This window comes from Gardnerella sp. DNF01151 (assembly GCF_049244235.1).
Taxonomy (GTDB): domain Bacteria; phylum Actinomycetota; class Actinomycetes; order Actinomycetales; family Bifidobacteriaceae; genus Bifidobacterium; species Bifidobacterium swidsinskii.
In genome coordinates this window covers 1,295,171-1,308,517 of the sequence record NZ_CP058389.1, presented here as the reverse complement: position 1 = coordinate 1,308,517, position 13,347 = coordinate 1,295,171, and the positions used below count along the sequence as shown (strand labels likewise).

The following is a 13,347-nucleotide window of genomic DNA, read 5'->3' as shown; positions in this document are numbered from 1 at the left end:
CAATATTTTCGCCATATTCTGCGCTATTTTCGTGCCTGCGCGTTAGTCTTGAAGCATGATTGAACTTAAAACTCCATCTGAAATTGAAGCGATGAAGCCTGCAGGTCGCTTCGTCGGTAGTATTCTTAAAGACTTGAAAGCAATGACCAAAGTTGGCACGAATCTTCTTGAGATTGATGATTTCGTTTGCCAGCGTATTATGAGCCGCAAAGGTGCGTCTTCTTGCTATGTTGATTACGCTCCTGATTTTGGTACAGGTCCTTTTGCGCACTATATTTGCACGTCTGTAAACGATGCTGTTCTTCACGGAGTTCCATACGATTACAACCTTAAAGATGGTGATTTATTAACTCTTGACTTGGCAATTAACGTAGACGGCTGGGTTGGAGATTCCGCTATTAGTTTCGTTGTTGGAAAGCATGCAGATCCTGAGGATTTGCGCTTGATTAAGTGCACTGAGGAAGCTTTGGAGGCTGGCATTAACATGGCTCAGCCTGGCAACCGTCTTGGCGATATTTCTGCAGCTGTTGGTTGCGTTGCTCACGAGTATGGTTATAGCGTAAATCTTGAGTTTGGCGGTCACGGAGTCGGTCATATTATGCACGGCGATCCGCATGTTCCTAACGATGGCACTGCTCACCATGGCTACAAGCTTCGCCCAGGTTTAGTTATTGCAATTGAGCCATGGTTCTTAAAGACTACTGACGAAATTTACCAGGATCCTAAGGATGGTTGGACTCTTCGCTCTGCTGATGGTTCTCGCGGTGCTCACAGCGAGCACACGATTGCAATTACGGAAAACGGTCCTGAGATTTTGACCGTGCGCTAAACTTATCAATAGTTGATTTTGTAAGTATTTTGCGAGTAGTAATTGCGTAAAACAGGTATGTAAAGAGGTACTTTAAGTAAATGGCGGAATTTGATTTTTCCCAAGCATTAAATGATGTTGAAGCAAAGTATTCTTCGATTTCTAAAGCACTAGACGTTGATTCGTTGAAAGTTACGATTGCTGATTTAGAAAAGCAGGCTGCAGAGCCTGGACTTTGGGATGATTCTGAGCATGCTCAGCAGGTTACGAGTAAGCTTTCCGCGGCTCAGTCTCAGTTGAAGCGTTTGCAAGCTGTAGATCAGCGCATTGAAGATACTAAGACTTTAATTGAGCTTGGCCAAGAAGAAGGCGATGCTGATTCTATGAGCGAGGCTCAAGAAGAGCTTGGAAATATTGCTCACGAGTTGGACGATATGGAGGTTCAGACTCTTCTTGACGGCGAATATGATGCTCGTTCTGCAGTTGTTACGATTCGCTCTGGTGCGGGCGGCGTGGATGCTGCTGATTTTGCTCAAATGCTTCTTCGTATGTACTTGCGCTGGGCTGAGCGAAACGGTTACAAAACTAAGATGATGGACACGTCTTATGCGGAAGAAGCTGGTATTAAATCCGCTACTTTCCAAGTGGATGCCCCGTACGCGTATGGTCGTCTTTCTGTAGAAGGCGGTACTCACAGAATGGTTCGTATTTCGCCATTCGATAATCAAGGCCGTCGACAGACTGGCTTTAGCGCAGTGGAAGTAATCCCTTTGGTTGAAGCTACAGATCATATTGATATTCCAGATTCGGATATTCGCGTGGATACTTTCCAGGCTTCAGGGCCAGGAGGTCAGGGCGTGAACACTACGTATTCTGCTGTTCGTATTACGCATTTGCCAACCGGCTTGGTTGTTTCTATGCAAGATGAGCGAAGTCAGATTCAGAACCGCGCCGCTGCAATGGCAGTTTTGCAATCGCGTTTGCTTGTGCTTAAGCATGCTGAGGAAGCTGCAAAAAAGAAGGAACTTGCTGGAGATATTAAGGCAAGTTGGGGAGATCAAATGCGCTCTTACGTGCTTCACCCTTATCAGATGGTGAAGGATTTGCGCACTGGTTACGAAACTTCACAAACTCAAGCTGTTTTTGACGGCGATATTGACGGTTTTATTGAAGCTGGCATTCGTTGGCGTCACGAGCAGCGAGTTGCAGCTCAAAAAGAAGCTGAAGCAGAATCTTAAATAAAACTAAAGCTAGAACTAAAAACCAACAATTACACATAATCTTCGGAAGGAATTGAAACAATGTCGCTGATTTCATTAGATCATGTGTCAAAAATATATCCTCGAGGTACACGTCCTGCATTAGACGATGTGTCTTTGCATGTAGATCGCGGAGATTTTGTGTTTCTTGTTGGCGCTTCCGGTTCTGGTAAAACTACATTGCTTAGTTTGCTGCTTCGTGAAGAAGAAGCAAATGGTGGGGAAATTCACGTAGCTGGTAACGATTTGCGCAGACTTTCTAACCGACAAGTGCCGCAGTATCGTAGATCTCTTGGCTTTATTTTCCAGGATTATAAGCTGCTTAATAATAAAACAGTTTACCAAAATGTTGCTTTTGCTTTGGAAGTGATTGGCACGAGTCGGTCTACGATTCGTTCACTTGTTCCTCGTGTTCTTGAAACGGTTGGTTTGACTGGTAAAGAAAATAATTACCCACACGAGCTTTCTGGCGGTGAGGCGCAGCGAGTTGCAATTGCTCGCGCATACGTCAATCACCCTCAAATTATTCTTGCAGATGAGCCTACTGGTAATTTGGATCCAACTACTTCTCTTGGAATTATGGAAGTTTTGGATGCTATTAACCGAACTGGCACAACGATTGTTATGGCTACGCATAATGAGGAAATTGTGAACTCAATGCGTAAGCGAGTTGTGGAGCTTCATGCTGGAAAAATTGTGCGTGATGAGCGTGAAGGATCATATGATTCTGCATTGTATTTCCCAGATAGTGAAGTTGAGCATAATTCTAAAGCACAACAAACTGTTGAAAATTCTCAAGATCAATCAGATCGCGATGCTCAAAAGCCAATTGCTCAATCTGAGCATACTGAACGTCATAAGAGGCTTTCTAAAAAAGCTCAACGTGCTGCTCAGGCGCGTGAAGTTGTTGACATGGTAACGCAATCGTTGAAGAGTGACACTTCAGAAAATGAAGGAATCGCACGTTTGGCTCAGTCTGTTCATTCTGGCAGAACTGGTCGTTACGGCGAAGTGTTCCAGTCTTTGGAAACAACGATGACTTGGGGACGAGGATTGATTTCTTCAAACGATAATGAAGATGTTGAAGAGAATGATTCAGAAGTTGAGATTTCGGAAGATAATAAAGAATCCTCTGAAGTTGCCGGAAATTCTGAAACTGCAGAAACTGCTAATACTACTGAGACTACTGAGACTGCTGATAATCACGAAACTGCAGAAACTAATGAATCTCACGAATCTCACGAAACTACTGAAAACTCTGAAGTGAGCGAAGAATCACAATCCGAAACCGGCGATGAGTTGCAGTCAGAAGCAGAAAGTAAGTTACAATCCGATGCTGAATCTGAGCGTAAATCTCAGCTTCCTCCTATGCCTCCAGCTCCGCCTAAGCCACCTGTTGCAGCTGAAAATACTAATAATGAGAACATTAGTGTTGACGATAGCAATAATGACATTAATAAAACTGAAGGAGCAGAGTAATGCGTTTACGATTTATTTTTTCCGAAACTTGCATTAGTTTGCGTCGTAATGTTTCGATGATTCTTTCGGTTATGCTTGTAACGTTCATCTCTTTCCTTTTTATTGGTGTTTCAGTGCTTATGCAAGCGCAGATTACCAAGGCAAAAGGTGACTGGTATGACAAAGTAGAAGTGGTTGCCTGGCTGTGCCCGGATGGAACTAGCCAATCTCCTTCTTGTGCTTCTGGAAAAGCACCTACTAATGCCGAAATTGTAAAATTGGAGCATATTATTCACCAAGAATTAGGCGATGATGTTTCAAATATCACTTATGTTAGCCGCAATGAATTTTATAAAAACACATTCTTAAAGCAATATCCTAACGGAATGTATCAAGGACGTACTTTAACTGCGGCAGACATGCAAGATTCGTTGCGCTTGAAGCTTACTAATCCTATGAAATATCAGGTTGTCTCAGAAGTTCTTTCTGGACGCGATGGTGTGGAAGAAGTTGTTGATCAGCGTCAGATTTTTGATCCTGTTTTCAGTGTGCTTAATCGCGCTACTGTTGTGACAATTGTGCTTGCAGCAGTTATGGTTGTTGTAGCGATTATGCTTACTGGCACTACGATTCGAATGTCTGCTGCTAGCCGTCGTCAAGAAACCGAAATTATGCGCTTAGTTGGTGCCTCTAACTGGACTATTCGTATGCCGTTTCTTCTTGAAGGAGCGTTCGCGTCGTTTGTGGGTTCTTTACTTGCTGGTGCTGCGCTAAGTTTAGTAGTTAAAGTTTTTGTAACTGATTGGCTTGCGCAGAATGTGCGTTGGATGCCATTTGTTACTCAAACAACTGTGTGGCTATGCGTTCCAATACTTGTAGCTGGTGCAGTAGTGTTATCTATAGTTGCTTCTGCTATTGCTTTGAGGCGATACTTAAAAGCTTAAAATGCAAAATAATAGGTGCGTAATTATTTGCGTTATTTTCGCATGAGCATTGTGAAAGTAATATTTTAGAAGATTTGAAGTAGAAACTCGCGTGATTCCTTGCATTACGGTATAATTCGCAATAGTGATGTTGAAAGGGAAGTGATATGAGCGAAGATCGACATAGTATGTATGCAATTCGACGCACTCACACTGTAGTGAGTTTAATAGTTGCTATTTCAATGATGTTTGCTGGTGTTGCTGGTGCATTATTTAATGCGTCTACAGCAAGTGCTGTCAACATGAAGGAATATAGGCGCAAAATACAACGAAACGAGAATTTGAAGCACCAACTTGCTGGTGTAAGTAAACAACTTGCAAATAAGATCATTGAATTGAATGATTTAAATGAGCATAAAATTCCAAATCAAATACGAGCTGCTCAACAAGCAGAAGAGCAAGCTTCTCAGGCGCGCAGTCTTGTAGAATCAACGCAGCAGCGTCTAGAGTCTGCACAAAAAGATAAGCGTGATTTGGAAGAGAAAATTAAAAAAACTGGTGAAGATTTTGATGATGCTAAGGCTGCTGTAGCACAGCTTGCTCGTAAGAGTTTCCATGGTTCTCAGGCATCTAATGTTATGGATATTGTGACTAAATCAACTACTACAGAACAGTTTGTTGGAAAGTTACAATCCGAGGCTGCTGTTGCTAGAAGTGAAGCAAATGCTGCTAATGATGCTGCTATTAAGTTGAATACTTCTATGAATCGTCGTCAGCGTTTGGCTGCTATTGAAGCAGAAATAACCAAGTTAAAGCAGCAGGCGGATGTTCAAGCGCAAAGTGCTCAAATCGCTGCGAAAGCCGCCAATGATCGCAAAAAGTCCTTGCAAAGTTTGCGAGATCATGGTGAAGAGATTCGTAAGCAGCTGGAAGGTCAAAAGAGTAGTTTGACTTCTCAGTCTGCGCGTGAGGCTGCAGAAATTATAGCAATGAAATCGGCCATCGATGCTCAAGCGCGTGCTCTTGCTAATAAGTCATTCGCTAAAGCTGATCCGAATGCTGGTAATCGCCAGCAATTGAATGGAAGCTCTGGAAAGAATGTTTACCTTCCTCCGATGCAACTTTCTAATGGTGCTGCTAATGGTATGAATTATACTGTTCCTGGAAATTGCGCAGAAGGTTCTAAGTTCTGCTACGGGCATAATACTGGAAACACTGTTGGTGGTTCTGCTTATCCTGCTCGTCAATGCACGTTATGGGCTTATTTGCGTCGTTCGCAACTTGGTCTGCCAGTTGGCTCCTACATGGGTAATGGTGCTGAGTGGGCGAATACTGGTCGTAGGTTTGGATATTTAGTTAATAGAATTCCACATGTTGGTGCTGTTATGGTGTTTGCTCGCGGTCAACGCGTCGGCAACTGGAATGCTGATTGGCAATATGGACATGTTGCGGTTGTGGAACGTGTGAATGCTGATGGATCAGTTCTTATTTCTGAAGGTGGAACTGGTTTTTCGACATTCCCTGCTTATGAAACTATTTATAATCCAGGCGATTACGAGTATGTGCATTATTAAATATAAGCACTTCAAAGTTTTCAATTTGTTGAAATTGAAAACTTTGTAAGTTTACGACTTATTGTTCTTGCCATAAGATAGTAGTATCTTATGGCAAGTTTCTTTTGTGCGTGATGTGTACTGGAGGGGAATTATGGCAAATAAGCCTGCGCAAGATGGCACTGTTACTGTGGCACAAAACCGTAAAGCGCATCATGATTATGTAATTGAAGATTGTTATGAAGCAGGTCTTGCTCTTACTGGTACTGAAGTTAAGTCACTTCGCGAAGGGCGTGCTTCTTTAGCTGAATCATTTGTGAATATTGATCGTCGTGGTGAAATGTGGCTTGAAGGAGCAAATATTCCTGAATATTTAAACGGCACATGGAATAATCATGCTCCTAAGCGCAAGCGTAAGCTTCTGCTTCATGCTGCTGAGATTGCTAAGCTTTCTAGGCAAACTGAGGCGAAAGGCTACACTGTTGTGCCTTTGCGTTTGTATTTTAAGGGAAGCTACGTAAAAGTAGAAATTGCTTTAGCGCGCGGTAAAAAGGAATTTGATAAGCGTCAGGCTTTGCGTGAGGAGCAAGATAAGCGAGAGGCTTTGCGTGAAATGCGTTACCGTAATCTGCGTTCTCGTAGTATTGATTAAGAGTTGACGCTTCTTTTTTATGCGTTTGTGAAACACTTGCTTGCTTCGCACGTGATAAAAAGTGAGGTAATGCGACACGCACATATTATACATTATTGCGAATAATATGCAGTTTTTGTTTATGAAAAGTATAATTATTGTGCAGATGTACCGCATGAGTATCTTTGTATATTCAATAATCGTATAAAAGGCTGTTGAATTTGTAGGGTTATCGTGTATAGTTATACACATTAATGCAAATTATAGATTCTTAGTACATACATGAGGAGAAGAACTATGTTTAAATCTATGAAACCTGTTGCTATTGTTGCATCTTTAGTAATGATTGGCAGTATTGCTGCATGTGGACCTGCTGATTCTAAAGAAGCAGACCCTGATGTTGCTCGTAGCTATGATGTAAGTCATGTGCAAAAGGATGATGCCGTTGCAGCATTGGTGCCAGCAGAAGTTGCAAAAACAGGAGAGTTAACTGTTGGTGTAAACGTAAGTTATGCACCTGCAGAATTCTTTGCTGCAGACGGTAAAACTCCTGTAGGCTACGAAATTGATTTTTCGAAGGCTCTTGCAAAAGTCATGGGCTTAAAAGCAAAAATTATGCATGCTCAGTTTGACTCAATCATTCCAGCAATAGGAAGCAAATATAATGTCGGTATTTCTGGTTTTACAGTAAATGCTGAACGTATGAAGTCTGTAGACTTTATTACTTATGCAAACGCAGGTTTGTCTTTTGAAGTGCGTAAGGGAAATCCTACTAAAGTAGATCCAAAGAACCTTTGTGGCAAGAAAGTAACTTTGGAAACTGGAACTGTTGGCGAACCTATTATGGAAGAAGCAAAGAAACAGTGCGCAGCTAAAGGAAATAAGCCTCTTGAAATCATGAGCTTCAAGGAGCAAACTGACGCAACTACCGCACTTCTTTCCGGTCGCGCTGATGTTATGTATGCAGATACTCCTGTTGCAGGTTACGCTTCAATTAAAAATCCTGGAAAGCTTGAAATTTTGGAAAACAGCAAGGATTCTGAACCAATGGGAGCGGCTGTTAAAAAGGGTGATGCAGCGATGCTGAAGGCTGTAAAAGCTGGCATTGATAAGCTTATGAAGTCCGGCGTCTACAAGGATATCTTGAAGAAGTGGGGCGTTGAAGATGTTGCTATTGAAAAGTCTGTAGTTAATCCAAAACTATAAAACTTTAGCTATGAAACTTTAGCTATCAAATAATTGAATAATTATCTAAAATGATATTGTTAATCTGAGTCGTGATTGAATTCTCGGCTCAGATTGTTTCTTTACTTTGCTGTTTTTGTATAAACGTACTTATTGGAGCATATTTTGAATTCTTTAATTGGTAACTCTGCTAAGAGCAAGTCCGGAGTAGCTAACTCTGAACGTATTTTGCCAGTAAAAAAGCCAGGACCTATTATTGCCGGAGTCATTGTAGCTGTAATAGCATGTTCGCTTCTTTACAGTATTATTACTAACCCTCGTTTTGAATGGCAAGTAGTCGGAATATATTTAATAAGCGATAACGTGCTTTCTGGTATTGGCTGGACGTTACTTCTTACGCTAATTGCTATGGTAATTTCAATCGTGTTTGCTGTAGGCTTAGCGATGATGCGCAAGTCAGTTAATCCTGTGCTTCGTGGCGTAAGTTGGTTCTTTATTTGGTTTTTCCGTGGTACTCCTGTTTATACGCAGCTTGTATTTTGGGGCATGTTTGCAGTGCTTGTGCCGAGAATTAGTATTGGCATTCCTTTTACTTCTGTAGAATTTTGGTCTATTGATTCTAATGTAATTATGACTTCTCTTACTGCTGCTGTAGTTGGTTTGTCTTTGAATGAATCCGCTTATTTGTCGGAAATTGTTCGAGCAGGATTGGAAGCCGTTGATAGTGGACAAGTTGAAGCTGCTAAGGCTCTTGGAATGGGTAGAGCTTTAACTATGAGGCGTGTAATTCTTCCTCAAGCAATGCGTATTATTGTTCCTCCGCTTGGTAACGAAACAATCGGTATGCTAAAAACGACTTCGTTAGTTCTTGCAGTTCCGTTTACTCTTGAATTGCAATTTGCTACAAATGCTATTGCTAACCGTATCTATAAACCAATTCCGCTTCTTCTTGTTGCGAGTATTTGGTATTTGATTATTACTTCCATTTTGATGGTTTTGCAATACATGCTCGAGAAGCATTTTGCTAAAGGCTTTGAAGCAAGAGATATTGTAAAACATGCTCAACTTAATACTGATTCTGATCAGCGCGGCGATCAATCATTAGATGCTAAACGGAAAAATGTTAAAGGACGAAATGATGCTGCTATGCTCGGATTTAATGCTTAAATAAGCGCATAATAGCTTAAATTTTAAATATTTTTCTTTGTAAACTTTAAATTTTGCATGAAACAAACAAATTGGATGTGAATAAATGGTAGAAGCAAAATCTAATCTTCCTGCGGTTGCTATTAACGATGTGCAAAAATCTTTCGGTCAATTGCATGTACTTAACGGTATTAATATGACGGTGAACCCAGGTAGCGTAACAGTTATTTTGGGTCCGTCCGGTTCTGGAAAATCGACGTTATTGCGTTTAATTAATCAATTAGAAACTTTGACTGCAGGAAGTATAAGTATTTATGGCGAGCGCATCGGTGTAAAGCAAGTAATGCATAAAGGTGAGAAGTGCCTGCAGGCTCTTAACGACAAAGAAATTGCTCAACAGCGTGCGAAGCTTGGCATGGTATTCCAGCGTTTTAATTTATTCCCTCATATGACGGCTTTAGAGAACGTTATGGAAGCTCCTGTTCATGTTATGCATATGAAAGCTCAAGAAGCGCGCGATTTAGCTATTGAAGAACTAAAGCGAGTTGGCATGGATGAGCGTATGAACCATTATCCTGCAGAACTTTCAGGCGGTCAGCAGCAGCGCGTTGCAATTGCTCGCGCTCTTGCTATGAAACCGGAAATTATGCTATTTGACGAGCCAACATCCGCGTTAGATCCAGAGCTTGTAGGTGAGGTGTTAACCGTTATGCGAAATCTTGCTAAAGATGGCATGACTATGATTGTAGTAACTCACGAAATTGGTTTTGCGCGTGAGGTTGCAGATCAGGTTGTGTTTATGGATGGCGGTGTCATAGTTGAGCAGGGTAGTGCAGATATTATTACTAGTCCGCAAACTGATCGTTTTAAAGATTTCCTAAATCACGTATTGTAATTTACGTAAGAAACGTATCTTATTTATGTAGTTTTGCATAGTTTTTGTGTGCTTCTCTGGCGTGCGCTCGCTCGCATAACGTACAATAGAAGATTATGTGTGGCATTGTAGGATACGCAGGTTTTGGAAAAGTTTGTGCAAAACCTTTAGAAGTTTGTTTAGGTGGGTTAGAGCGTCTAGAATATCGCGGATATGACTCTTCGGGCGTAGCTTTAGTTGCTCCTGGGATGAAATGTGCGACTGTGCGAAAGAAAGCTGGTCGTTTATCTGTTCTTCGCAACGATATTGATGCAAATCCTATGCCTGAAGCGAGTGCAGCTATTGGTCATACTCGTTGGGCTACTAATGGTGCTCCTTGTGACATTAATGCGCATCCTCATACTAGTGCAGATGGCAAAATCGCGCTTATTCATAATGGCATTATTGAAAATGCTGTTGTATTAAAAGAGCAACTTCACGAAGAAGGATACGAATTTTCTTCTCAAACAGATACTGAAGTTGCTGCAAAATTACTTGGCAAAATTGCGAATGATATTGTAAACGAAACTGGTAAGCCGGATTTATTCACAGCTCTTCGTCGTACTGCAAAAATGTTAAAAGGAGCTTTCACATTACTTGCTGTTGACGTTCGTCAGCCAGGTATTGTGGCTGCCGTTCGTCACGATTCGCCGTTGGTTGTAGGTCTTGGAGACGGTGAATATTTCCTTGGCTCTGACGTTGCAGCTTTTGTTGCTTATACGGATCGAGTCTTGGAAGTTGGTCAAGATCAAGCGGTGTGCATTGGAGATGTAGATGGCAGTGGCAAAGCATCTTTGCTTCTAACTGATTTTGACAATAATATTGTTGAAAATCCTACTTGTTTTACAGTTGACTGGGATGCGTCTGCTGTAGAAAAAGGCGGCTGGGATTCCTTTATGGATAAGGAAATTCATGAAGATCCGCACGCTGTTGCAGACACTTTGCGCGGGCGTTTTGACGCTCAGGGAAATATTGTTCTTGACGAAGTTCATATTAGCCAAGACGTGTTGCGCGCAATTGACAAAATTATTGTTGTTGCTTGCGGAACGGCAAGTTACGCAGGTTTGGTTGCAAAATATGCTATTGAGCACTGGGTGCGCGTGCCGGTTGAGGTGGAGCTTGCGCACGAGTTTCGCTACCGTGACCCTATTTTGACGCATCGAACATTGGTGGTTGCAATATCGCAGTCTGGCGAAACAATGGACACTCTTATGGCTTTGCGTCACGCGCGCGAGCAGGGAAGTAGGGTTCTTGCAATTTGCAATACGCAAGGTTCTAGCATTCCACGCGAATCTGATGCAGTTCTTTACACGCATGCAGGTCCCGAAATAGCAGTTGCATCTACTAAAGCTTTTGTTGCGCAAATAGTTGCAGCTTATATGCTTGGTCTGTTTTTGGCGCAAGTAAAAGGCACTATGTATCGCGACGAAATTCAGCAAATCGTTGCGCAATTAAAAGAGATGCCGGATAAAATTCAGCATGTACTTGATACACAATCTGAATCAATTATGAAAGCTGCTGAGCATACTCTGGAAGCTAAATCTTTCCTTTTCTTAGGTCGACATGTTGGCTATCCTGTTGCACTAGAAGGTGCGTTGAAGCTTAAGGAAATTGCGTATACCTTTACTGAAGGTTTTGCTGCAGGTGAGCTTAAGCACGGTCCTATTGCGCTTGTAGATGAAGGTGAGCCGGTAGTTGTGATTGTGCCATCTTCTCGCGGTCGTGATGTGCTTCATGCGAAAGTTATTTCTGGAATTGAAGAAGTTAAAGCGCGCGGAGCTTTCACTATAGCTGTTGCCGAAGAGGGTGATCCGGATGCTTCTCGCTATGCCGATATTGTGTTCTGGCGTCCTAAATGTGCGACTTTGCTAAGTCCTCTTGTAGATGTAGTTGCATTGCAATTATTTGCAATGGATATGGCAAAGTTAAAAGGTTATGATGTTGATAAGCCTCGTAATCTTGCAAAGTCTGTAACTGTTGAGTAAGCGCATAACAACGTTGAGTAACATAAAGTAACGGATGGCAAATCTTATGTCTGCATTTGCAAGAATTTTGCAACAACGCAATCATTTTGGACGCTTGCTTCTGTTGATACTTTGTGTTTTTTCTTTGCTGTTTTCTTGCGGATGCGGAACTAAAGATTCTAGAACTCAAATTAGTGTTTGGTCTTGGGAACCAAGCATGAAACGACTTGCTGAAGAATTTGAACTACATAATCCGGATGTTCACGTAACTGTAAAGGATACTAGCGGATATAGCAATCTTAATAGTGCTATTCAAGATGGCTATGGTATGCCAGATGTTGTTCAATTAGAATATTTTGCTCTTCCGCAATATGCGGTAAGTGGACAGCTTTTAGATATTACTGATCGTGTGAAAAATACTCGCACATTCTATACTCCTGGAACATGGTCTTCTGTGCAACTTGGTGGACGTGTTTACGGTTTGCCAATGGATTCTGGCCCAATGGCTTGGTTTTATAATGATGACGTGTTTAAGCAGGCTGGTGTAGATGCCACAAAAATACACACTTGGGAAGATTACCGTCACGCTGCTCGTAAGCTTAAAGATATCGGTGTGTATATTGCATCAGACTCAGGTGACGCAAGTTTTTATAACGCTATGATTTGGCTTGCAGGTGGACACCCGTTTATGACTTCTCATGATGGGAAAACAGTTACTGTTAGATTGAGCAAAGATAAGGGTACTGAAGAGTTTACAAAGTTCTGGCAATCAATGATTGATGAAGGATTGATTGACATTAGAACTAGAACTTGGAGTCAACGTTGGAAGAACGGTGTTGGAGCTGGCAAGATTGCTTCTGTTTTCTCAGGAGCCTGGATGCCGTCTTTGCTGCTGGAAAATGTGCCTGGAACTGCAGGATTATGGAAGGTAACGAATGTGCCAACTATGCACGGAGAAAAGCGTAATGCAGAAATGGGCGGTTCTTCGTTATCTGTGCTTAAATCGAGTCGTAAGCCTGAAGCAGCAATGCGATTTGTGAATTTTGTATGCCATGATATGCATGGAATTCGTACTCGTGTCAATGGTGGAGCGTTTCCTGCAGATGTTGTTACGCTTAGAGATAAGTCATTTTTAGATAGAGCTACTATTCGTGATTCACGAGGTATTGATATACCCTATTTTGGCGGTCAGAAGTTTAATCGTGTATTTGCAGATGCCGCTAATCGCGTGGATACGGGATATAGGTATTTGCCTTTTGAAGTGTATTCGCGAAGTGATTTTAGAGCAACTATGGGTCAAGCATATGACTGGAGTGTTAAATCTTTAGCTAGATTAAACGTGCAAGCCATGATTGATGCTGGTGTTACTCAAGATGATGGAAGTAGATTGTGGCTTCCAGATGATCCTGGTAAGCGAATTTCTTTAAAAGATGGTCTTTTATTGTGGGAAAAAGATCTTCAAGAATATGGTTACAATCAAGGATTTGTAGTTAGATAATTTCGTAAC

Annotated in this window: 11 protein-coding genes; all 11 read left to right on the top strand. The window is 41.7% G+C overall.

Annotated features, from left to right (window positions below; translation table 11 throughout):
• The first annotated feature begins 55 nt into the window (after positions 1-55).
• A complete protein-coding gene (map, locus tag HXT37_RS05535; RefSeq protein ID WP_116773687.1) occupies positions 56-829 on the top strand; it encodes a type I methionyl aminopeptidase in 774 nt (257 codons plus the stop codon).
• 80 nt (positions 830-909) lie between these two features.
• Positions 910-2,046 carry a peptide chain release factor 2 gene (gene prfB, locus HXT37_RS05530; RefSeq protein ID WP_116773688.1) on the top strand — a complete coding sequence of 379 codons (1,137 nt, stop codon included), beginning with the start codon at positions 910-912 and terminating at the stop codon, positions 2,044-2,046.
• Between the two features lie 63 nt (positions 2,047-2,109).
• Positions 2,110-3,546, top strand: a complete 1,437-nt coding sequence (gene ftsE, locus HXT37_RS05525; protein ID WP_421779403.1) for a cell division ATP-binding protein FtsE — start codon at positions 2,110-2,112, stop codon at positions 3,544-3,546.
• The gene (ftsX, locus tag HXT37_RS05520) at positions 3,546-4,469 is read left to right on the top strand and encodes a permease-like cell division protein FtsX (protein WP_076002972.1); all 924 of its coding nucleotides are present in this window, start codon (positions 3,546-3,548) and stop codon (positions 4,467-4,469) included. Before ftsE ends, ftsX begins: the two co-directional genes overlap by 1 nt.
• 146 nt (positions 4,470-4,615) lie before the next feature.
• Positions 4,616-6,022, top strand: coding sequence for a CHAP domain-containing protein (locus tag HXT37_RS05515; protein WP_012914380.1), 1,407 nt, complete (start codon positions 4,616-4,618; stop codon positions 6,020-6,022).
• A 133-nt stretch (positions 6,023-6,155) separates the two neighbouring features.
• The gene (smpB, locus tag HXT37_RS05510; protein WP_004107461.1) at positions 6,156-6,653 is read left to right on the top strand and encodes an SsrA-binding protein SmpB; all 498 of its coding nucleotides are present in this window, start codon (positions 6,156-6,158) and stop codon (positions 6,651-6,653) included.
• A gap of 276 nt (positions 6,654-6,929) precedes the next feature.
• Complete coding sequence (locus HXT37_RS05505; protein ID WP_415693199.1) at positions 6,930-7,838, top strand: ABC transporter substrate-binding protein; 909 nt, start codon at positions 6,930-6,932, stop codon at positions 7,836-7,838.
• Between the two features lie 144 nt (positions 7,839-7,982).
• Positions 7,983-8,984: an amino acid ABC transporter permease gene (locus HXT37_RS05500; RefSeq protein WP_012914378.1), complete on the top strand. Its 1,002-nt coding sequence runs from the start codon at positions 7,983-7,985 to the stop codon at positions 8,982-8,984.
• An 85-nt stretch (positions 8,985-9,069) separates the two neighbouring features.
• Entirely contained in the window at positions 9,070-9,858 is a 789-nt protein-coding gene (locus tag HXT37_RS05495) for an amino acid ABC transporter ATP-binding protein (protein ID WP_116431593.1), read from the top strand.
• Positions 9,859-9,953: 95 nt separating this feature from the next.
• Positions 9,954-11,861 (top strand): glutamine--fructose-6-phosphate transaminase (isomerizing), encoded by a 1,908-nt coding sequence (glmS, locus tag HXT37_RS05490; RefSeq protein WP_421779400.1) that lies wholly within the window; start codon positions 9,954-9,956, stop codon positions 11,859-11,861.
• Between the two features lie 34 nt (positions 11,862-11,895).
• Entirely contained in the window at positions 11,896-13,338 is a 1,443-nt protein-coding gene (locus HXT37_RS05485) for an ABC transporter substrate-binding protein (protein WP_410309283.1), read from the top strand.
• Positions 13,339-13,347 lie beyond the last annotated feature (9 nt).

What these genes read in the sequence shown, in the direction of transcription:
- smpB (WP_004107461.1), top strand. Translation starts at nt 6,156, where the DNA reads ATGGCAAATAAGCCTGCGCAAGATGGCACTGTTACTGTGGCACAAAAC.
- glmS (WP_421779400.1), top strand. Translation starts at nt 9,954, where the DNA reads ATGTGTGGCATTGTAGGATACGCAGGTTTTGGAAAAGTTTGTGCAAAA.
- map (WP_116773687.1), top strand. Translation starts at nt 56, where the DNA reads ATGATTGAACTTAAAACTCCATCTGAAATTGAAGCGATGAAGCCTGCA.
- ftsX (WP_076002972.1), top strand. Translation starts at nt 3,546, where the DNA reads ATGCGTTTACGATTTATTTTTTCCGAAACTTGCATTAGTTTGCGTCGT.
- HXT37_RS05495 (WP_116431593.1), top strand. Translation starts at nt 9,070, where the DNA reads ATGGTAGAAGCAAAATCTAATCTTCCTGCGGTTGCTATTAACGATGTG.
- prfB (WP_116773688.1), top strand. Translation starts at nt 910, where the DNA reads ATGGCGGAATTTGATTTTTCCCAAGCATTAAATGATGTTGAAGCAAAG.
- HXT37_RS05515 (WP_012914380.1), top strand. Translation starts at nt 4,616, where the DNA reads ATGAGCGAAGATCGACATAGTATGTATGCAATTCGACGCACTCACACT.
- HXT37_RS05505 (WP_415693199.1), top strand. Translation starts at nt 6,930, where the DNA reads ATGTTTAAATCTATGAAACCTGTTGCTATTGTTGCATCTTTAGTAATG.
- ftsE (WP_421779403.1), top strand. Translation starts at nt 2,110, where the DNA reads ATGTCGCTGATTTCATTAGATCATGTGTCAAAAATATATCCTCGAGGT.
- HXT37_RS05485 (WP_410309283.1), top strand. Translation starts at nt 11,896, where the DNA reads ATGGCAAATCTTATGTCTGCATTTGCAAGAATTTTGCAACAACGCAAT.